Annotated in this window: 17 protein-coding genes and 1 pseudogene; 3 read left to right on the forward strand and 15 right to left on the reverse strand. The window is 33.6% G+C overall.

Annotated elements, in window-relative coordinates:
* Positions 1-2: 2 nt before the first annotated feature.
* The 7 genes and pseudogenes from purT to HNP35_RS06070 all read right to left on the reverse strand — a co-directional run.
* A pseudogene (purT, locus tag HNP35_RS06040) lies at positions 3-1,166 on the reverse strand (formate-dependent phosphoribosylglycinamide formyltransferase); the annotation flags it as partial.
* A gap of 410 nt (positions 1,167-1,576) precedes the next feature.
* A complete protein-coding gene (locus HNP35_RS06045; RefSeq protein WP_184157741.1) occupies positions 1,577-3,451 on the reverse strand; it encodes a peptidase U32 family protein in 1,875 nt (624 codons plus the stop codon).
* 171 nt (positions 3,452-3,622) lie between these two features.
* Complete coding sequence (locus HNP35_RS06050; protein ID WP_184157740.1) at positions 3,623-4,216, reverse strand: hypothetical protein; 594 nt, start codon at positions 4,214-4,216, stop codon at positions 3,623-3,625.
* A 39-nt stretch (positions 4,217-4,255) separates the two neighbouring features.
* Entirely contained in the window at positions 4,256-4,846 is a 591-nt protein-coding gene (locus HNP35_RS06055) for a hypothetical protein (protein ID WP_184157739.1), read from the reverse strand.
* Positions 4,847-4,975: 129 nt separating this feature from the next.
* A complete protein-coding gene (locus tag HNP35_RS06060) occupies positions 4,976-5,431 on the reverse strand; it encodes a ferritin-like domain-containing protein (RefSeq protein WP_184157738.1) in 456 nt (151 codons plus the stop codon).
* Positions 5,432-5,798: 367 nt separating this feature from the next.
* The gene (locus HNP35_RS06065; protein ID WP_057123704.1) at positions 5,799-6,989 is read right to left on the reverse strand and encodes a pyridoxal phosphate-dependent aminotransferase; all 1,191 of its coding nucleotides are present in this window, start codon (positions 6,987-6,989) and stop codon (positions 5,799-5,801) included.
* A gap of 73 nt (positions 6,990-7,062) precedes the next feature.
* Positions 7,063-8,160: a fatty acid desaturase family protein gene (locus HNP35_RS06070; RefSeq protein ID WP_184157737.1), complete on the reverse strand. Its 1,098-nt coding sequence runs from the start codon at positions 8,158-8,160 to the stop codon at positions 7,063-7,065.
* Between the two features lie 107 nt (positions 8,161-8,267).
* Between HNP35_RS06070 and rsmG the strand changes: the two genes are divergently transcribed.
* Positions 8,268-8,897, forward strand: a complete 630-nt coding sequence (gene rsmG, locus HNP35_RS06075) for a 16S rRNA (guanine(527)-N(7))-methyltransferase RsmG (RefSeq protein WP_184157736.1) — start codon at positions 8,268-8,270, stop codon at positions 8,895-8,897.
* Between the two features lie 76 nt (positions 8,898-8,973).
* On the opposite strand, the gene HNP35_RS06080 is transcribed toward rsmG, so the two are convergent.
* The gene (locus HNP35_RS06080; RefSeq protein ID WP_184157735.1) at positions 8,974-9,705 is read right to left on the reverse strand and encodes a hypothetical protein; all 732 of its coding nucleotides are present in this window, start codon (positions 9,703-9,705) and stop codon (positions 8,974-8,976) included.
* A gap of 292 nt (positions 9,706-9,997) precedes the next feature.
* Here HNP35_RS06080 and HNP35_RS06085 point away from each other — a divergent pair, with 292 nt between their 5' ends.
* A complete protein-coding gene (locus HNP35_RS06085; protein ID WP_184157734.1) occupies positions 9,998-10,765 on the forward strand; it encodes a carbonic anhydrase family protein in 768 nt (255 codons plus the stop codon).
* 95 nt (positions 10,766-10,860) lie between these two features.
* Here the strand turns inward: HNP35_RS06085 and pruA are convergent, their stop codons facing one another.
* From pruA to map, 6 genes are all read right to left on the reverse strand, one after another.
* The gene (gene pruA / locus HNP35_RS06090; protein WP_184157733.1) at positions 10,861-12,486 is read right to left on the reverse strand and encodes an L-glutamate gamma-semialdehyde dehydrogenase; all 1,626 of its coding nucleotides are present in this window, start codon (positions 12,484-12,486) and stop codon (positions 10,861-10,863) included.
* A gap of 219 nt (positions 12,487-12,705) precedes the next feature.
* Positions 12,706-13,092: a Co2+/Mg2+ efflux protein ApaG gene (apaG, locus tag HNP35_RS06095; protein ID WP_110348906.1), complete on the reverse strand. Its 387-nt coding sequence runs from the start codon at positions 13,090-13,092 to the stop codon at positions 12,706-12,708.
* A gap of 80 nt (positions 13,093-13,172) precedes the next feature.
* Complete coding sequence (locus HNP35_RS06100) at positions 13,173-14,426, reverse strand: DUF5103 domain-containing protein (RefSeq protein WP_184157732.1); 1,254 nt, start codon at positions 14,424-14,426, stop codon at positions 13,173-13,175.
* Positions 14,427-14,500: 74 nt separating this feature from the next.
* Positions 14,501-17,401, reverse strand: a complete 2,901-nt coding sequence (locus tag HNP35_RS06105) for a DEAD/DEAH box helicase (protein WP_184157731.1) — start codon at positions 17,399-17,401, stop codon at positions 14,501-14,503.
* Positions 17,402-17,509: 108 nt separating this feature from the next.
* Positions 17,510-18,286 (reverse strand): class I SAM-dependent methyltransferase, encoded by a 777-nt coding sequence (locus tag HNP35_RS06110; RefSeq protein WP_184157730.1) that lies wholly within the window; start codon positions 18,284-18,286, stop codon positions 17,510-17,512.
* Positions 18,287-18,306: 20 nt separating this feature from the next.
* Positions 18,307-19,125, reverse strand: a complete 819-nt coding sequence (gene map, locus HNP35_RS06115; protein WP_184157729.1) for a type I methionyl aminopeptidase — start codon at positions 19,123-19,125, stop codon at positions 18,307-18,309.
* Between the two features lie 233 nt (positions 19,126-19,358).
* On the opposite strand from map, the gene HNP35_RS06120 reads away from it, so the two are divergent.
* Positions 19,359-20,612, forward strand: coding sequence for a DUF445 domain-containing protein (locus tag HNP35_RS06120; RefSeq protein ID WP_184157728.1), 1,254 nt, complete (start codon positions 19,359-19,361; stop codon positions 20,610-20,612).
* Between the two features lie 191 nt (positions 20,613-20,803).
* Here the strand turns inward: HNP35_RS06120 and gpmI are convergent, their stop codons facing one another.
* The gene (gene gpmI / locus HNP35_RS06125) at positions 20,804-22,321 is read right to left on the reverse strand and encodes a 2,3-bisphosphoglycerate-independent phosphoglycerate mutase (protein ID WP_184157727.1); all 1,518 of its coding nucleotides are present in this window, start codon (positions 22,319-22,321) and stop codon (positions 20,804-20,806) included.
* Positions 22,322-22,377: the final 56 nt, after the last annotated feature.

Consider the following 22,377-nt stretch of genomic DNA (forward strand, 5'->3'; position numbering starts at 1 on the left):
TTTTAAGAATTTACAGTTATTAATTTTGCCGTTTCTTTGGCGCGTTCAGTTACTTCGTTGATTGGAGTAGAAAGAGTGTCGTGACTTAAAACAACGCCCATTCTTCGGTATGGTCTTGAAGTTGGTTTCCCAAAAATTCTGAAATCGGTTTTTGGTAAAGCAGCTACTTTCTCGATTCCGGTAAAAGTTGGATTTGTAGAATCTTCTGAGGCTAAGATTACAGCGCTTGCTCCGGCTTTTTCTAAAGTGATTTCGAAAATTGGAAGACTTAAAATAGCTCTTAAATGCAATTCGAATTCGTTGAAATTCTGCGTTCCAGCCAAAGTTACCATTCCGGTATCATGCGGACGTGGAGAAAGTTCAGAGAAATAAACGCCTTCTTTAGTCAAGAAAAATTCAACACCAAAAAGTCCTGCGCCACCAAGGGCTTCGGTAATTTTTTCGGCCATATCTTGCGCTTCGTACAAATCTTTTTCAGAAACCAAAGCAGGTTGCCAGCTTTCCTGATAATCGCCACGTTCTTGTCTGTGTCCAATTGGAGCACAAAACAAAGTCGGATTACCGTTTTGTGTAATCGTTAAAAGAGTGATTTCCGAATCGAAATTGACAAAAGCTTCTACAATCACTTCGATAACATCTCCACGTGAACCCGCAACAGCATATTGCCATGCTTTTTCAATATCGCTTTCTGTTTTGATTGTGGATTGTCCTTTTCCAGATGAAGACATTAAAGGTTTTACCACACAAGGAATTCCAACTTCCTGAACGGCTTTTTGCAGTTCTTCGGCTGAAGTTGCGTATTGGTATTTTGCTGTACGTAATCCTAGTTCTTTTGATGCTAAATCACGAATGGCTTTACGATTCATGGTAAAGTTTGCCGCTTTCGCTGAAGGAACAACTGTAATTCCCTGTTTTTCGTAATCGTAAAAACGTTCTGTTCGAATGGCTTCTATTTCTGGAACTATAAAGTCTGGTTTATGTTTGGCTACGATTCGGTCAAGTGCTTCGCCGTCGAGCATATTGATGACTTCAAAACTGTGTGCGACTTGCATTGCTGGTGCATTTTCGTAACTGTCAACCGCAATTACCGTTTGTCCGATTCGTTGTGCAGCAATGACAAATTCTTTGCCCAATTCGCCTGAGCCTAGGAGTAGTATTTTCATTTTGGAGTGTTGTAGTGTTTAAGTAGTAAAAGTAGGGAAAAAGCTTTTTTTAACCGCAAAGTTCGCAAAGATTTACGCAAAGAGCGCTAAGTTTTTGTTTTAAAGTTAAAGAAAGGCGTATAGATGGTTTCACGCAGATTTTGAAGATCAAGCAGATTTTAATTTGATTTTTAGACAAAGTAACCGTCTAGTTTGTCATTTCGACGAAAGAGAAATCTCCACGAGAAGCTCTACAAAGATTGGCCTATTGATACGGAGTTACTTGCGAAGATTTCTCTTTCGTCGAAATGACAATATTGAGGAAATGGCAGGATAAAAAAGAAAAAGTTCGCAAAGATTAATTTAAAATCTTTGCGAACCTTGCGTATTTCTTAGCGGCCTTTGCGGTAAAAGAACTTTGCTGTTAAATCATATTAATGAAAATGATCTTCTTCAATCTCAAATTCAGCATCTTTTTCCCAGATTTCCATTTCGCAGGGTTTGCAGTTGAATTTTAGTTTGTATTCCAATTCTCCCTGTTTTAAAACCAATGGTTCTTTTACTTTAACACCTACAATATCTTTTTGGTGAATTGGGCATTTTTTTAATTCGTATTTAATGCAATATTTAGTCGTCATTACACGAGATTTTCCTGGATCCCATTGTAATTCGAATGCTTTTTCGATTTCGGTAACACCGTGGCGTTCGTAGAATTTACGAGCGGTTTTGTTTGAAACGTTGTACATAAAATCCAGTTTAGTTTCTGGATAAGGATGTGACGTTTTTACCAATTGGTGTTCTTCGCGAACATAATTTGCCAAACGAATTTCTGTCAATTGATCGTAAACTGTTCTTCTCATTTCGTTGATTTTTGAAATAGGAAGGAACCAGTTTTGAGAAAACATAATATTGATTTCATCAGCAGTATAAGGTGTGAAACCTGTTTTTGCTAATTGCGTTTTGATGTTTTCTTCGATAGATTCGCCAGTTTTAGTCTGTTCTTTTGGATGTTCTAAATTTACGGTACTTACATTTCCATCTTCGTCGGTTGCGATTAATTGGAAACCAGTTTCAGTTTCTGTAAGCAATAAAGTCGTGCTTAATTTACGAACGGCACTATCTTCTCTTTCAACAATTTTGATGAAAGCGGCGTCGTTATTTCTGTAAATGAAAGTTCCGTCTTTTACTTCTTTTAGAACGTTAGGATATACTTTTCCGTTTTCGGCTTTGTTTACGTAAATTCCGTCGGCTTCGTTATTTTCGTTGATGAAGCAAAGTCCGTCACCGTTGTTTAATAATTCGCCGTTTTCGATTTCGTACGCGCCTCCAACAGTTCGAATTAATTTACCAATATATTGACCTTTTGATTTTGGGCTTTCCCAAGAACCAATAGAGCTGTGTCTTTCGTTAACGAAATAATCCGTATAACCACGGTTGAAAGTTCTGTTTAATGCAGAATCAAAAGTATAAGTACATTTTCCAGAAGAAGCTTTGGTGTATTTATCGCTTCCTGGACCTTCTAAATAACTATCTAATTTTTGACGTAAATATGATACGTTGTTTTTGACGTAAGCCACATCTTTTAAACGACCTTCGATTTTGAAAGAAACAATTCCAGCTTCAATCAAATTTGGAATCTGATCTGAAATATCTAAATCTTTAATAGAAAGCAAGTGACTGTTTCTGATTAAAGTATCTCCGTTTCCGTCAATTAAGTTGTATGGTAAACGGCAGTTTTGAGCGCATGAACCACGATTCGCGCTACGTTCTCCATTTGCCACACTCATATAACAGTTTCCGCTGAAGGATACACATAAAGCTCCCGTTACGAAAAACTCTAATTCAACATCAGCGTGATCGTATATTGTTTTGATTTGATGCAAGTTTAATTCACGTGCTAAAACCACACGTTTGATACCAGCGTCTTTTAAGAATTTAATTTTATCAGCATCACGATTGTTGGCTTGTGTACTGGCGTGAAGAACGATAGGAGGTAAGTCCATTTCCATAATCGCCATATCCTGAATGATTAATGCATCGACACCAATATCATATAATTCCCAAATCATGGCACGACAAGTTTCTAATTCGTTATCGTACAAAATGGTATTCATTACCACAAAAACTTGAGCATTAAATAGGTGTGCGTATTTTACCAATTCTGCAACATCTTCGATTGAGTTGTTGGCATTTGAACGCGCTCCAAATTGCGGTGCACCAATATAAACTGCATCGGCACCACTATTTATGGCTGCAATTCCTCCAATTAAATCTCTAGCAGGAGCTAATATTTCGATTTTCTTCTTCATTTCTAAAACTTTAGACTTTTGTGGTATTCCCGAAAAAAAGTGTGCAAAGGTCTAATAAATTATTCGAGTTTGCTAGCAATGAAGCGATTTTTTTGAAATTGTTAACTTAATATGGAATGATACTAAAATTGATTGAATTAATTTCTTGTCTTAATAATTCTAAAACTTGTTTTAAATATAATCTGTATCATTGTTTAAATTATTGTAATTTCTTGCAAAATTGAATTGTGCTTGTAAATAACTTTCTTCTTTTAAATTTTGATATTCATTTAACAAAGGCAAAATTATCGTACTGAATTGTTTTTTTAGTAATTTAAATTGATCAACATTTTCAATGTAAAAACGATACTTAAATTGTTCTCCGTTCTCCATGAATTTTATGGAGTTTTCATATCCATAATAATACTTGTTGATTGTATAATATCTTTGTTTATAAGCGTAAATATTAATCTCTATTTCTTGCAGATTACTCCATTTGTATTCAGTAGTTTCTTCGTTACTGCTGATTTCAATACCATTCTCAGAAAAACTTATGAGTATATCTTTTTTTATAATTCCAGATGGTAGAAACTTACTTTTGGTAGTTTCATTGAAAATTTTAAAGCAAATAATTCCTATAATCATGCTAAGGCAAAAAATAGGCTGTTTGGTCTTTATTCCATAAATAAAAGGTACAAAAATGATTAATGCGAATAGAATAACAAAAAAGCCTTCTATTATGGTTGGTTTTTGATAAATAGCAATTGGGAATTTCTGTTGGATCATTTTTTTACAGTTGATTTTATAGGAATGATTTTAAAAAAGCTAATCTAAAGGAAAGTTATATCCGAGAGCAAATACCCCAGTCGACTGTTTTGCAGCAGGATGAAAGTATCCGGAAATTCCGATCTCAAAATTATTATGTCTGCCAATTGCTAATCCGATACTGAATGGAATATGCAATAAAACATCACTTTTGTTGAAATTCATGTTGGGTGTAAAAGTTTCGAATTTTCCTATTGAAGTTCCAATACCACCTTCAATAAATGGGGCAACCCATGGAATTGGAGCGCAAATGCGAACTTTTCCTCCCATTAAAAAAGCGTTAGTTGTTACTTTATATTGAGGTTGATTTTGTACATTTTGATTTTTATCGACAGATTCAAAAATGGCGCCAGCGTAAGGTCTTATACTAAACCATGATTTTAATCCGATAATGTATTCACCTTGAAGATAAAGTCCGCCACCCATAACATCTACTTCGTCTTGACTTCCATAATCTTCAATGTAATAAGAACTGCTGGATCCATAACCGATAGAGGCTTTTATAAAATTGCCAGTTGTTTGTGCTTGTGTTAATGCAGAAAATAAAACTGTAAATAGAAAAATGGCAAAAAAACGTAAAGTTAATCTCATATGGTTTTTAGTCTTTAGGTAGTAAATTGGTTGCGACGAAAGTAAGATTTATTTTTCAAATTTAATAAAACAAAAAAACTGCTTTGTTTTTTGACAAAGCAGTTTTTCTAAAATGGAGAAACAATGATATTAATTCACTCTCTTTTTAATTTGTGATAAAGTATTTTGAATACTATTTAATTGTTTGGAAACTACATAAACTTGGCTGTGTTCCAATTCATTTTCTTCGAGCGCTTTTTTGTATTTTTCAATAGCGGCTTCTTCTCCTGTAATACAGGCATTAATGATAGCTTCTGTGTCGCCGCCTGTAAAAGATGATTTGATATCGATCCAAGTTCGGTGTAAAGCGCCTAATGGTCCTCCACCAGAAGTGTCTGTTGATTTTCCGAGTTTGTTGATTTCGTCTTGTAATTCTACAATAAATAAAGCTCTTTCTCGTGCATATTCAAGGAAATCAGTTTTCATTGCTGGGTTTTCTACATGCTCTGCCGCATTTGTATATCCTAGTTTTCCATCTTCAAGAATTGAAATTAATCCTTCCAGAGTTTTAACTGCTTCTTTTGTGGTTTCATCTGTATGTATCATGACATAATAGTTTTTAAATTAATACATTACAAAGTTGTCGATTTCTAAAATGTTATGTCTTACAGGATTGCAAACGAGGTTTTACAATATTGTAGAATGGGAATTTTGAAACTTATATTTTTTGTTTCTCGCAGATTAAGCAGATTTTAGCAGATTTTTTTCTTTTGAAAATGAATTTTCTCGTTTTTCCGGTTTGCGTGAGGGATTGAGGCGGTATCCTTTTATGGAGCGAAGCGGAATAAAAGATATAGCCGAAAGCCCGACCCGGAGGGACACGCCCAAAATATGCTCATAAAAAAACAGCTTAAAGTATAAAAGTGATGAAACTTTTGAACCTTAAGCCGTTTTAATAAAACTTAGAATATGTTTATGCAGTCAAAGCTTCTTTGATTCTGCGTAATGCTTCTTTTAAAATATCGTTGCTTGTTGCATAAGAGAAACGAATACAGTTTGGATTTCCGAAAGCATCTCCAGTTACTGTTGCTACGTTTGCCTCAGCTAAAAGATACATTGAAACGTCGTTTGCATCTTTAATTTCGTGTCCTTTTAGAGTTTTTCCGAAGAAAGAAGAAACGTCTGGGAATACGTAGAATGCTCCTTCTGGCACGTTGATTTTTACTCCTGGAATTTCTTTTAATAATCCAACTACTAAATCTCTACGACCATGGAAAGCCTGAACCATTTCGTTTAATACGCTTGGATCTGCATCAACAGCTGTAATTGTAGCTCTTTGAGCAACAGAATTTGCACCAGAAGTTACTTGTCCTTGGATTTTTGTACATGCTTTTGCAATAAATTCAGGAGCTCCGATGTAACCAATTCTGTATCCTGTCATGGCGAATGCTTTTGCAACTCCGTTTACAGTAATAGTTTTTTCTAACATTCCTGGAATAGAACCGATACTGCAGAAAGTTCCTGAGAAATTGATGTGCTCATAGATTTCATCGGCAACTACGTAAATATTTGGGTGTTTTTCTAAAACTTTTGCCAATGCTGTTAATTCTTCTCTGCTGTAAACAGATCCTGATGGATTACATGGAGAAGAAAACCACATCATTTTTGTTTTTGGCGTGATAGCAGCTTCTAATTGTTCTGGAGTAATTTTGAAATCTGTTTCTACAGAAGTTGGAACTTCTACAGGAACTCCGCCAGAAAGTTTTACGATTTCGAAATAAGAAACCCAGTAAGGTGCTGGTAAAATAACTTCGTCACCGTCGTTTAACATTACTTGTGCAATGTTGTATAATGATTGTTTTGCTCCTGTAGAAACTACAATTTGAGATGGTTTGTAATCTAAATCATTGTCTCTTTTGAATTTTCTACAAATTGCTTCTTTTAAATCCTGGTATCCATCAACTGGAGAATATGTGCTGTAATTGTCGTCGATTGCTTTTTTTGCAGCTTCTTTAATAAAGTCAGGTGTGTTGAAATCTGGTTCACCTAAACTTAAGCTGATAATGTCTTTTCCTTGTGCTTTTAATTCGCGTGCTAAAGCAGCCATTGCTAATGTTTGCGAAGTCGCTAAGTTGTTGATTCTGTCCGAAAGAATATGATTCATTATAAAAATTTTGATGTCCTTAAATTGCTGTGTTGTTTAAGGAAGGTTATTATTAATAGATTTTTTTTAGTTTTTAAACTGATAATTCAGGTTTCATTCCCAATTCGCGTAAATGCTTGAAGTGAGCTACAATAGCACTTCGCATTGTTTTGTATTCATAGTAAGGTAAATTACATTCTTTTGCAGTTTCCTTCACGATTTTTGCAATTTTACCATAATGAATGTGACTGATATGTGGGAAAATATGATGTTCTATTTGATGATTCAATCCGCCAGTGTACCAATTTACGATTGCATTTTTTGGTGCAAAATTAGTTGTGGTGTACAATTGGTGAATAGCCCAAGTGTTTTCCATTTCGCCTAATTCATTAGGTGCTGGATTTGTAGTATGATCTACAACGTGTGCCAATTGAAATACAATACTCAAAATTAATCCTGTTGTGTAGTGCATAACAAAAAATCCAAGAAGCACTTTCCACCAAGTAATTCCGATTACCATTGGTAAAACAATCCAGATGGAAGCGTAAATTATTTTGGTAATAATTAAAGTTGTCCAAAGAATTTTTGGGCTTTTTGGTTCTCCGTAAGATAATTTTCTTTTCAAGTAATTACGCATTTGTTTAAAATCGGTTGTAATTGCCCAATTAAAAGTTAGTAATCCGTATAAGAAAACCGAATAATAATGTTGAAAACGGTGAAAACTATGCCATTCTGCATGTTCTGTAAAACGAATAATTCTTCCCGCGTCAAGATCTTCATCGTGGCCAGGAATATTTGTATAAGTGTGGTGCAATACATTATGTTGTACCTGCCAGTTGTAAACGTTTCCGGCTAGGACATATATAGTACCGCCCATAAATTTATTGATCCAGTTTTTATTAGAATAAGAACCGTGATTTCCATCGTGCATTACGTTCATTCCAACGCCTGCCATTCCGATACCCATTACGATAGATAATAATAACATTACCCAAAAAGGCATTGGAAGAGTAAGAATTAAAAAATAAGGAGTAAGGAAAACCGCAAAAAGAATAACAGCTTTTAAATGTAGTTTCCAGTTTCCAGTTTTCTGAATATTATTCTCCTTGAAGTAATTGTTTACTCGAGAGTTAAGGGTTCTGAAAAACTTCAGATTGTCTTGCCTTGCAAAAATTGGAGCGTTGTTATTCATAATTAATTTAAATAGTTTTCAAAGGTAATTATTATAAATTTTCAATTTGCAAAATTGAGTTAAATATTTCAATCGTAAAGTAGTACTTTTGTTAAAAAATTACAGCAATGGATGAGATATTGAAATATTTTCCTGATTTGACCGATCTTCAAATCGAACAATTTCAAAAATTAGACTTTTTATACCACGATTGGAATGAAAAAATCAATGTTATTTCGCGTAAAGACATCGATTCTTTATATACAAAGCATATTTTGCATTCTTTAGGAATTGCTAAAATTATGAAGTTTGAGCCGGGTACAACTGTTTTGGATGTTGGAACTGGAGGCGGTTTTCCTGGAATTCCGTTGGCGATTCTTTTTCCTGAAACGCGTTTTTATTTGATTGATGTTATAGCAAAAAAGATAAAAGTTGTTCAAGGTGTAGCAGATGCTTTGGAATTAAAAAACGTAAAAGCAGAACAAAAACGTGCAGAATTGGTAAAAGGCGATTTTGATTTTATTGTTAGTCGCGCTGTAACGAATATGCCTGATTTTGTTTCCTGGATAAAAGATAAAATTAAAAAACAGCATAAGCATAAATTAAAAAATGGAATCCTTTATTTAAAAGGAGGAGATTTGGCAGAAGAATTGAAAGATTTTCCAAATGCCACCTTATACAATTTAGCAGATCATTTTGAAGATGAATTTTTTGAAACTAAAAAAGTGGTGCATCTTCCCTTAAAGTTTAAACCCTAGATTTTATACAAAAATAAAAACCCGATCAGAAAATTATTCGATCGGGTTATTTTTGAATTAAAATAAACAATTACAATTAAGATGCCTTTTTAGAAAAATTTAAAAAAGCATTTGCTTTATGATCTAAATTATCAATGAAGCTGTGAAGTGCATTTTCTGAAGCTTCAACAGTATAATTAAATGTCTCATCAAAGAAATATTCGCGAGAAATTGATGGTTCATTTGTAGAATCATAAACAGCTTCATCGCTTTCATCTAACTTAGCGTTTTTGTACGGATTTGGATGAGTATGTATTAGTTCTGACATGATTCTGCTAAACCAATTATCAAATTTTTTCGTTCTTGGCGTAATATGGCGCGCCAGTAAAACTAATCCAACAAGTTCATTTTGTAAAAAATAAGAACCTTTTCTATATCTTACATCGATCATTCTAACATTCATTAAGGCGATCCATAGTGCGCCATTTACAGACCCAGTTGCTGGTATTTCAAAATCGGTATCAAATAGCAAAGGATTAGTTTGTTCAAGATTATTTATAGAACACCATAAAGCTTCAATACGTTTTTGAGTATCATTTGTTGCTTGACTGTACCCAGTAAAACGCCAGTAAACCCATTCTAGCAATGCCGCAGTTAGACCAATTGAACCTTTATGGTTAATCTGCATTAATAAGTTTTCTAAATCTTCATTTCTTTCAATTGGATCCAGTAATTGGTCTATTTTCTTTTTAGTCCATTTAAAATCAATTGGATGTCCAATGCTTTTTGATTCCATAATAACTTTTGGAACGTTGTTTAAATTTCTCATGTCTTTATTTTTTTTTCTTTTGAACTTTTTAGTTAGAGCAAATTTAATTGTGTGTTTTTTTTTATAAAGACACTATAAGTTTTAAAACTATCATTATAAGCTTTTTAGGATTTCTATTTGTTTGAAAATCAATAAAATAAGAAAAGTATTACAAAATAATAGTTGTTTTTATTTTGTGAAAGTAATTTGTTTTTTCTCTAAATTAGTTTAATTAAATATGTAATAAATTGTATTTCAGTGGATTGTTTTTTTTAAGTGTCTTCTAAATTGTTTAATTTAAAAATTGGATAAGATGAATAAAACATTTTGCATGATTGTCTCAGTAGTATTTATGACGGTTTCCTGCGAAAAGAAACAGCAGGAAAAAGAAGGGATTGAACCAAAAACAGTCCAAGAAAAAGAGGTCTCTGAAACTGTATCGAAACTAGTTCCTCTAAAGGAAAAAGTTTTAACTGCGGAAGAACAAAAGGCTCTTACGCCAGATTTAGTGATTAAAAGTCTAAAAGATGGCAATAAGCGTTACATGAATAATGATTTAACTTTGAGAGATCATTCGGCACTTGTAAGAGATGCTACAGAAGGGCAGTTTCCAAAAGCGGTAATTCTTTCCTGTTTAGATAGCAGAATTCCTGTAGAGGATGTTTTTGATAAAGGAATTGGCGATCTCTTTGTGGGAAGAGTTGCCGGTAATTTTGTTAACGAAGATTTATTAGGAAGTATGGAATTTGGCTGTAAAGTTTCTGGAGCCAAACTCATTTTGGTTTTAGGGCACGAATCCTGTGGTGCCATAAAATCGGCAATAGATGATGTGAAGATGGGAAATATAACTGCAATGCTTTCTAAGATTAAACCAGCAATTGCAAAATCTCAAGATTTTAAAGGAAATAAAACTTCTAAAAATGATGAATTTGTAGAGCATGTTGCCAAAACTAATGTTTTAGAAACAATTGAAAATATTAAAGCAAGAAGCCCAATCTTGAAAGAAATGGCAAACAAAGGCGAAATCAAAATTATTGGCGCTTATTATGATTTGCATTCTGGTGAAGTAATCTTTTTGTAAATTCAGATTAAAAAACAAAAGCCGAATCTTCTAAAAGATTCGGCCTTTTTATATGAACAGGTCACAAACGTGAAACCTGAAACTTTAAACAAAAATTAACCTAAGAACGGATATCTGTAATCTTCTGGCGTTACAAAAGTTTCTTTAATAGTTCTCGGAGAAGCCCAACGCAATAAGTTCAATGCAGAACCTGCTTTATCGTTAGTTCCAGAAGCTCTTGCTCCACCAAATGGTTGCATTCCAACAACAGCTCCAGTTGGCTTGTCATTAATGTAGAAGTTACCAGCAGAATTTTGTAATTTAGTTGTAGCTACTTCAATAGCATAACGATCTTGGCTGAAAACTGCTCCAGTTAAAGCATATTCAGAAGTAGTATCAACTAATTCTAAAGTCTCTTCCCATTTAGCATCTTCATAAACATAAATAGTGATAACTGGTCCAAATAACTCAGTTTCCATTGTAGTATATTTAGGGTTTGTAGTTACAATAACTGTTGGTTCAATAAAGTATCCAACAGATTTATCATAATTTCCTCCGATGATGATTTCTGCATCAGCATCTTTTTTAGCTTGATCGATATAACTTGCTAATTTGTCAAAAGAACCTTCGTGGATAACCGCAGTAATAAAGTTTCCAAAATCTTCTGGAGAACCCATTTTCATAGATTTCACGTCAGTAATTAATTGCTCTTTTACAGCTGGCCATAAACTTTGCGGAATATAAGCTCTAGAAGCTGCAGAACATTTTTGTCCTTGGAATTCAAAAGCACCACGAGTAATTCCAGTTACTACTTGTTTTACGTTTGCACTAGGGTGGGCAATGATGAAATCTTTACCTCCAGTTTCTCCAACGATTCTTGGGTAAGTTTTGTAATTGTGAATATTAGCGCCAATTTTAGCCCAGATATCTTTAAATACATGAGTTGAACCTGTAAAGTGAACTCCAGCAAAATCGCGGCTTGCTAAAACAGTATCAGTAATCATTAAAGCATCTCCGAAAACTACGTTAATAACACCGTCTGGAACTCCAGCTTCTTTAAAAACGTCTAAAATGATTTTAGTAGAAAATACTTGGCTATCACTTGGTTTCCATACCACAACATTACCCATCATAGCAGCACTTGCAGGAAGGTTTGCAGCGATGGCAGTAAAGTTAAATGGAGTAATTGCGTAAACAAAACCTTCTAATGGTCTGTATTCTACACGATTCCAAACAGAAGAATCAGATTTTGGCTGATCGTTGTAGATTTGAGTCATAAACTCAACATTATAACGTAAAAAGTCGATTAATTCGCAAGAAGCATCGATTTCTGCTTGGTGAATATTTTTAGATTGACCAATCATTGTAGCAGCGTTAATACGAGCTCTGTATGGCCCTGCAATAAGTTCTGCAGCTTTTAAGAAAATAGCAGCACGTTGTTCCCATGCCATATTTGCCCATGCTTTTCTTGATTCAAGTGCATTTGCAATTGCTTTTTCAATATGTTGTTTTTCAGCCAAATGATATTTTCCAACAACATGCTGGTGATCATGTGGTGCAGTAATATTTCTTGTGTTTCCAGTTCTAATTTCTTCGCTTCCAATATGTAGAGGAACGTCAATTTGAGAATTCCACATTGTGGTGTAAGCTGCCTGAACAGCTGCTTTTTCTGGCGAGTTCGGTGCGTAGCTTTTTACAGGCTCGTTTACCGCTTTTGGTACATGAAAGAATCCTTTTAACATGGGATAAGATATTTTAAAATTACGATTTGTTTAATTTTTTACAAAAGTACAAATGATAATTTGAATATATCACAATACAATATTAAAAAGTTGTATTTTATTGTATCATAGCTGTGGGTTGGTAATAAATTAACAAATTGGTTGTAAAAAGCCAATACAATTTATGGAAAACGATATGATAAATGGAATAATAAAAAGAAACTGCTGCTTAAATGCAAATTAGTTTAATGCAAAAGGAGCGCACATTCTAAAAGTAGGTACAATTACTTTGAATATTTTTGTTGTGGTAAAATTGATCATATTAAAATGACCTTTCATTGCTCCATAAGGAGATGATAATAAACAACCCGAACTGTAAGTATGATTTTCTCCAGGTTTTAAAACTGGTTTTTTGCCAATTACGCCCTCACCATCTACAACTTCTAAGTCATTAAGAGAATCAAAAATTTCCCAGTGACGTGAAGTTAATTGAACAGAATCTTTACTGTGGTTTTCAATCGTAACTACATAACTAAAAGCAAAATGAATCTTGTAGTTCTTGAAGTAAGTGCCTTCAAAACTAGTCAAAACAGATATTTTTATGCCTCGTGTTATCTGAGAAACCATACTAAAGTAGTATATATGTGAGTGTTATAGTGGCAAAGCTACAAAAAAAAATCGTTTAATCTAGAACCTTAACATTTGTTTTAGTTGACTATATTGATAGAGTTTGCATTTCCTTTTCCAATTACACGTTGGTAACGATCTGTTGCTTCCTTGTAATAGACTAAAATGGTGTATTCATTTTCAGTTTGATAAAAGTTTCCATCAATAGCATTTTCATTATCAATTACTCCTTTTTTGTCGGCGACAGTATATTGGAAATTTGTAAAACCTTGTTTAATCATAATCGCTTTTTCGAAAACTCCTTTATCAGTATTGTATTCCATTTTATATTCTGGAGAAAGACTGTAATTATTAAACATTCCAGTAATATAGATGTCTTTGTTCAATCTGAAAGCAGGTGCAGAAAGTGTAAAATAAACCCAAGCATAATCCGCTTCAATATCGTTGTTAGAACCGTTGATATTTTTGACTACAAAATTTCCATTTACATCTTCATACAAAGTGTAAATCTGATTTCCTCGCGCCGCATTCGTATAAAGATAAGCGTTATAAATATCATTATTGGAACCTATTTTGGCAACAAAATTATTTGCCGCACGAATATCTTTATTTTCAAAATATAAAAATTCATTACCAGCCCAAAACTGCGTTTCTTGATCATATTTGTAAATCAATTGATTGCCGATAGTGTATTGCGGAACGACATTTTTTATTGCAGTATTAAAATTTCCATTTTGAAGCAAAAGTACTTTTACATTTTGTAAAGGTGTTTGAAATACAATATCATTAGATAGTATGGCAAAATCAAGATTTTGTTTAAAATCAATATTACTAAGGTTTCGACTTCGCTTTACCTGAGCTGTAACGGTTGAATGATTTTCATAGAGAATAAATTTTCTTGAAAGTATTACTTCCTTATCTTCATTAAGAATTCGAAGCATATAATTTCCTGAAAGACGCAACTGAGTTGTAAATTGATTCGGAAAAGAAAGGTTATAATGAGAATAAATCTGCAAAGTATTAAATGAGTTTGAATAATCTGTAATTCTTTGATTGTCTTGGCCGTAAATAAAATCTGTTTTCGGAATCTCCGTTGGCTTCCAATTGTAATCACAATGAATTACTTCAAAATAATAATTGGCTTCATTTCCAAATAAATCATCAAATTGAAACGTAAAAGTCGAACCTAACTCAAAAATGGGAACAACATTATTGCCATTTTGAACAAAGGAAACGGTCTTGATATTATAAGGAGGAACAATTTCTTTTTCTTGCGCTTTCGCGAAAGTGAAAATAAAAAGAAAAATAAAGCTTGTATATAAAAATTTCGGCATCTTATTACGTTGAAAGATTGTAAATATAACAATTTTATACAACGAAAAATAGCCAGATTTATTGGTTTAACTTATTAAGAGTTCAAAATGTATTCTAAATTCGCTTCAATTTCGTCATTAATATAACTTTCTTCTAAAAGCGAATCTGATAACAGCTTTTTGTTTTCCTGCAGTTTGATGATTTTTTCTTCAACCGTATTTTTAGAAATAAATCGAACGACATTTACTTTGTTCAATTGTCCAATTCTATGAGCTCGTCCGACTCCTTGTTTTTCTGCGAAAGGATTCCACCACGGATCTAAAAATAAAACGTAAGATGCTTTAGTAATGTTTAAACCAACGCCTCCCGCTTTTAACGAAATGAAAAACAACAAAGGTTCTTCTTTCTCCTGAAATAGTTTTACTTGCTGTTCTCTTTTGCTTGCAGGAGTTTCTCCCGTAATTTCGCAATATTGAATCTTGTTTTCCTTGCACCAATCGGTGTAAAACCCAAGATTAGTAACAAACGAACTGAAAATAATTACCTTTTGTTTTTCGTGGACCAAAGTTTCCAGATAATTCGTAACCGCAATATATTTTCCAGAATCAATTTCCGATTCCTGATCGACCATTTTCGGGTGATTACTCAATTGTCTTAATTTCATCAGCGTATTAATAATGCTGATTTTATCAGGACTTGAGCCATCGGTTTTTAGTAAAAAGTTACGTGCTTTAGATTTTTCTTTTTCGTATAATTTTTCCTGTTCAGGATCCATTTCGCAATAATAAATCTGCTCAGATAATTCGGGTAAATCTTTTAAAACCTGTTCTTTGGTTCGTCGCAAAATATAAGGCTGAACAAGGTTTTTTAGTTCTGATAAAATAGTTTCGTCTTGTCTTTTTTCAATTGGAGTTTTAAAATTGTCCATGAAAAATTTATAATTCCCCAAAATATCTGGATTTATAAATTGCATTTGTGACCATAAATCGTCAAGCGAATTTTCGATCGGCGTACCACTCAACGCGATTTTATGAGACGTACTTATCTTATTTATAGCTTTGAAAATTTTAGAATCTTTATTTTTTATATATTGACTTTCATCTAAAATTAAATATCTAAAATCGTATTTTTCTAATATTGAAATATCACGGTGAACAATGCTGTAACTCGTAAAAATCAAATCTGTAGATTCTAATCTGCTTGCCAATTGTTTTCGGTCATTCCCCACATATTGCATTTTTGAGAAATGCGGAGTGAATTTCAACGATTCATTATACCAGTTAAAAACCAATGACGAAGGCAAAACAATCAAAGTTTTAAGAGGTTCTCTTTCGATTGTAGTTTCGTTTGAAAACAAATCAAAATTGGTTGTTTTGGTTGTAAAACCTAATTGTTCCTGCACCGCAACTAAAACAGCCAAAGTCTGCAATGTTTTTCCAAGTCCCATGTCATCGGCCAGACAAGCACCTAAATTGGAATTGAAATGCCCCAGAAGCCATTGTACGCCTTCAATTTGATAAGGTCTCAAAGTAGCTTTCAGTAAATCTGAAGCTTTGTATTCTGCTTTATGAGTTATATCGTCTTTAATTTCTGGAATGGCGTCCAAAGCGGTAAAATTGCTTTTACGCAACAGCAGATTTCCGTTTTCTGTTTTGGCTAATTTTGCCAGTGAACTGTATTTGCTAAACCATTCCAACGGAATCAAGAAATAGTTTCCGTCAGGCAATTGGAATAGTCTTTCTTTGCTTTTTATGTTTGGAATGATTTCGCTGAAATTAATTTTGTACGAACCAATTGTAATGATGATTTTAATATCAAACCAATCTCCGGCAGTTTCTTTTGAAGCTGAAACAATATGGTTTTCAGTAATAATTTCTTTGCTTTCGGCTTTCAGATTTTCAATTGTAAATCCTAGATTTTCAAGTTCTTCTTTGTGATCAATAATAAATTGAATATTGGTGTAGGGATCTGAATTTTCAGTTTCAGAATCTAATCCGTAAAACTCATTTTTGATTATCGTTAAACCGAGTTCAGCTAATTTATCAGTATAAAAACTTTCCTCAGAACTTCTTTTAAATTGAATAATTTTGGGTTGATTCGCAATACTAAAATCAACAAATGAATGCGTTTTTTTAGTTTTGGAAGCGTCAAAAGTATAACCATCATAATCAAAGAAAAGATTAAGATAATAACAGTTTTTGAAAAAATCATGAACAGGCTGAATCGTGCAGGAAATGATTTCATCGCGACTTTTGACTTCAAAACCGTTTGCTTCGATGTCTATTTTTTTTGCTATTTCGGGAATAAAACTTTTGAAATAATCATCAACTAATTTTGACGGAATTTCAATTGATTTTTTCTTTAAAAAAGGCATCAGTTTTTTAGCGTTAAGGGCTGTTAATTGACCTAATTTTTTATCGATAATTAACCAGCCCGGTTCGTCTAAAAGAATATCCGCTTTTTTATCCATAGGTAAAAAAGCTTTTTCATTTTCTTTTAGAGAAAGGGTATAGGTAATTCCTTCATCGTGTTTGTCAAATTGAATCTGCGGTTCAAAACAAAGCGGGCTCACATCAACTCTGGAACGATAAAAATCTTTTTCTGGTCCGATGTTTAAAGACAACGGAAATTGCTCTTTTACAATTAAATCATAAAAGGAACCGAGATGAAATTTTAAATGCTGACGAATTGCAAAATCAATTTTAGAATCTTTTTGTAAATCGGCAATAGTTTTAGCCGATTTGATTTTGGCGCTGAATTTCTTAAAGATAAATTCAGGTTTCAAAGATTCGCAGGCAGTCAGAATTTTTTTTGAATTAGAATCTAAGTTATCATAAACAATCCCGAAGCTTTGCATTACGCCAAGACTTGCTTTTTTATCCAGATATTTAACTTCATCAGTATGCTCAACAATGTAGGCGGTCGGAATATAAGTGTTGAGGTTTTTTTCTAAACTGATGTCAAAGCAAAATTGAAATGATTTTGTAGGTTCCAAGATTTTAGGGTAGGTTTGGTTAGGCTTATAAAAATTAAAAAGTTTTCAAAATAGGGCTATTCTGAAAACTTTTTAAATGAACTTATTTCACTTATATGGTAGAAAAAATTAGTTTTCCTGTGGTTTAAAGCAAAGAGGGATAATTTCGCCTTTTGCCAAACAATATTTTTCAACCAATTCTGGTGCTATTTTATTAGTGTAATCTTCTTCAATTACAATAAAGCCAATGCTTCTTAATTTGTCAAAATAGTCGCGCCCGTAAATGCGAACGTGATCGTATTGACCAAAAATTCTAGCACGCTCTTTCTGATCTGTAATAGAATCATCTGCAAATGTAACGTCACGATTTAAATCCTGAGGAATTTGAAGAATCGCCATTCCGCCTGGTTTTAAAACACGGAATAATTCCTGCATCGCTTTCGTATCATCTGGAATATGTTCTAAAACGTGATTACATAAAATCACATCGTATTCGTTGTCTTTAAAAGGCAAATTACAAATATCTGCTTTTACATCGGCCAAAGGCGATAACAAATCTGTAGTCGTATAATCAAGATTTTTTTGCTTACGGAATAGTTTGTAAAAAGCCTGTTCTGGAGCAAAGTGCAATACTTTTTTAGGTGCTGTAAAAAAATCAGTTTCATCTTTTAAATACAGCCAAAGCAAACGGTGTCTTTCTAAAGAAAGTGTACTTGGCGAAAGTACATTATTACGCTGTTTTCCGTATCCGTAAGGCAAAAAAGACTTAAAGCTTTTTCCATCGATAGGATCTGTAAATTTATCTCCTCTTAAAGAGAAAGCCAAAATTGGACGTGCCACATAACTCAAACGAATTAATAGTGGACGTGGAATTGTATTTAAAACGAATTTAAAAAGTTTTTTCACAGGTTTGATTCGGGGTTGTATTATAGTACTAAAGGAACTTGTCTAAATTCATCTTCTTCATTGCTCTCGATTCCTAAAGCTTTGTAGATGTATTGGAAAGTCGATAATAATTCTGGTTTTCCATCAACTAAGGCAACGTCATGTTCAAAATGTGCACTTGGTTTTCCATCAGCAGTTAGGATTGTCCAGCCATCTTTTAGTTGTTTGATGTTTCTTGTTCCCATGTTAATCATCGGTTCAATTGCAACAACCATTCCTTCCACAAAAAGTTTTCCGCGACCGCGTTTTCCGTAGTTTGGCATTTCTGGTTCTTCGTGCATTTTTTGTCCAACACCGTGTCCAACCAATTCACGAACTACTCCGTAACCGTGAGCTTCTGTATATTTTTGAATCGCATTTCCGACATCTTCTACGCGATTTCCAGCTTTAAATTCTCTAATTCCAACGTAAAGAGATTCTTTAGTCACTCTTAAAAGTTTTTTAACTTCCGGAGCAACTTCTCCAATTTCGAAACTATAAGCGTGATCTCCGTGATAGCCATTTTTAAAAGCACCACAGTCTACTGAAATAACATCTCCGCTTTTCAAAGGAACATTATTAGGGATACCGTGAACAACCTGAGCATTTGGGCTCATGCAAAGTGAATTCGGGAAATCATACAGACCAAGGAAACTTGGCACAGCACCGTGATCACGAATAAATTCTTCCGCTAATTTGTCAAGATATAATGTAGTAACTCCTTCTTTAATTTCAGAAGCAATCATTCCTAATGTTTTTGATACGATTAAAGCACTTTCGCGCATTAATTCGATTTCCTCTCTGGTTTTTTGGATGATCATATTTTTTCAGATTTTCAGTTGGCAAAAGTACAATTTTTAATGATATTTTTTATGTAAAATTTTTCGCCACGAATTCACGAATTATAACAAAACAAAATTTTTAAAAAAGCAGATTACACAAATAAAGTATTTGTTTTTAAATAAAATTCGTGAATTCGTGGCTATTTAAAGAATGCAAAGGGAAAGCTATCTCAGAAAAAAGCCCTAAATTAGTAGTAAAAACGTATGTAATTATGGAAACTATTACAGATCAAGATATAGTAAAAGTTAAGGCTTTAAAGAAAATGAAAGCAACAGCATTGTCGCTTTTAGGTTTTGCAGTTTTACTTTTTATAGTAGCAATTTATTTTAAAATTCCAATGCTTCAGGCTTTTAGCGAAGCCGCGATGGTGGGTGGAATCGCAGATTGGTTTGCGGTTGTAGCTTTGTTTCGTCATCCTTTGGGAATTCCGATTTGGCATACGGCTATTATTCCAACTAAGAAAAATGAAATAGGGGAGAATCTTGGAAATTTTGTTTCAGAAGAATTTCTGAATCGCGAAAAACTGGAAATCAAACTAGACGAATTCAATTTTGCAACCAAAGCTTCTGATTGGCTTTCGCAACAAGAAAATGCCGATAAAATTGCCAATGTTGTAGCGGTTAATATTATTCCGGGAATTTTAAGAACTATTAAAGATGAAGATGTAAAACGATTTATTCAGGTTCAGTTTAAAGAAAAACTGGAAGGAATAAATTTTGGCGACTGGGTGGCTTTGGCTTTGGAACCCTTGCAAAAAGGAGATTTGAAAAATCAAATGCTGACTAATCTTCTGGAGGTAATGAGCGCTGAATTGACCAATAATAAAGATTTAATTCGTCAAAAGGTAAAAGCTTCGACACCGCTTTTGAGTTTTGGTTTGGCTGACAAAAGTATTACAGAAGGAGTTTTTAATGGTTTGCAAGATTTTTTAAACGAAGCTAAAAAGCCTGAAAGTGCTGTGAGGTTAAAAATTGATGAGTATATTTTTAATTTCTTAGAAAAGGTCAAAAACTCCGAAGAAATGAGAATTAAAATCAATGATATGATTTTAGGTTTTGTAGGCAAAAAAGAAGTTCAGGATTACATAAATGGAATTTGGGACGAAATCAAACTCTCAATTACAAATGATTTAGATAAAGGAGAAGATTCTTCTATCAAAAATAGTGTTTCAGGTCTAATTCAAACCTTTGGAAACGGAATTAAAGAAGATCCTATAATGATTGATAAAATCAATAATTTCATCAAAAATGATTTACTTTCTGTTCTTTTGAATAACAAAGAAGTAATTGGCGACCTGATTTCTTCAACTGTAAAATCTTGGGACGGAAAAGAGGTTTCTGAAAAACTAGAACTAGAAATTGGAAAAGATCTTCAATATATTAGAATCAACGGAACTTTGGTTGGTGGTGTTATCGGGCTTGTTATTTACGGGGTAGAGCAGATTTATCATTATTTTATTTTCTAAGATTCCCTAGAATTAACAAGTGCTTTTGTCATTTCGACGAAGGAGAAATCTTCGCGAGAAACTCTACAAAGATTGGCTTCTCGTTGCAGAGCTACTTGCGAAGATTTCTCCTTCGTCGAAATGACAAAAAAAGGCGTAAAAAAAAGAGGCTAATTTTTAAATTAGCCTCTTTATATAAAGAAAAATATTTTCTACAATAATGAATGACAAGTCATTGCATTTGGCTGTTGTACACCCATCAATTCTAAAATTGTTGGAGCAATATCACCTAAAACACCATCCTGAATACTTTTTAGTTGTTTGTCAACTAAAATAATCGGCACTGGGTTTGTCGTGTGTGCTGTATTTGGAGAACCATCAGGATTGATCATAGTTTCGCAGTTTCCGTGATCCGCAATTACAATTGTAGTGTAATCGTTAGCAAGAGCGGCGTCGATTACTTTTTTCGCGCAAGCGTCAACAGCTTCACAAGCTTTAATTGCAGCTTCCATGATTCCGGTATGTCCAACCATATCTCCGTTTGCGAAGTTTAAACAAACGAAATCAACTTCACCTTTGTTTAATTCAGGAACAAGAGCATCAGCCAATTCGTAAGCGCTCATTTCAGGCTTTAAATCGTAAGTTGCTACTTTTGGAGAATTTCTTAAGATTCTTTCTTCACCTTCAAAAGGAGTTTCTCTACCTCCAGAGAAGAAGAAAGTAACGTGTGGATATTTCTCAGTTTCAGCAATTCTGATTTGTTTTTTACCAGCTTTTTCTAAAACCTCACCAAGAGTTTCTGTAATGTTATCTTTATTGTAAACTACTTTTACGTTTTGGTACGTTTCGTCGTAGTTTGTCAATGTTACATAATATAGGTTTAGTTTGTGCATATTTTGTTCGTGGAAATCCTGCTGAGAAAGTGCTTCAGTAAGTTCACGACCTCTGTCTGTTCTAAAGTTAAAGAAGATTACAACATCACCTTCAACAATTGTTGCAAGCGGTTTTGCATTTTCATCAACAATAACAACTGGTTCGATAAATTCGTCAGTTACGTCTTTTGCGTAGCTGTCAAGTACGCTTGCAACAGCATTTGTAGATGGAGTTCCAACGCCGTTAACTACTAAGTCGTAAGCTAATTTTACACGTTCCCAACGTTTGTCACGATCCATTGCATAATAACGTCCAATGATAGAAGCAATTTTTACTGGAGTATCTTTAATATAATCTTCTAAATCATGAATGTATTTTCCACCAGATTTTGGGTCAACGTCACGTCCGTCTGTAAAAGCGTGAACGTAAACCTGATCTAAACCATATTCTTGAGAAGCATCGATTAATCCGCGAAGGTGTGAAGTATGTGAGTGAACACCACCATCTGAAACTAATCCTAAAAAGTGTACTTTTTTATTATTGTCTTTAGCGTAAGTAAAAGCATCAATTAAAACTTGCTCTTTTGCTAGTGTTTTATGTTCTACCGCTAAATTTATTTTGGCTAAATCCTGATATACAATTCTTCCTGCACCAAGGTTCATATGTCCAACCTCGCTGTTTCCCATTTGGCCTTCAGGCAAACCAACGTTTAATCCGTCAGTTCTAAGCTGCGCGCTTGGGTAGTTTTTGTAAAGACTGTTTATAAAAGGAACATTTGCATTGTCTATTGCAGATACTTTAGGGTCAGGAGATTTTCCCCAACCGTCTAAAATCATAAGGATAACTTTTTTGTTCATTATATTTTTGTTTTCTACAAAGATAAGTCATTTCTAAACTTTGAAGAGAAAGCTTT

Origin of the sequence: Flavobacterium notoginsengisoli (assembly GCF_014207905.1) — a bacterium.
Classification (GTDB): Bacteria; Bacteroidota; Bacteroidia; order Flavobacteriales; family Flavobacteriaceae; genus Flavobacterium; species Flavobacterium notoginsengisoli_A.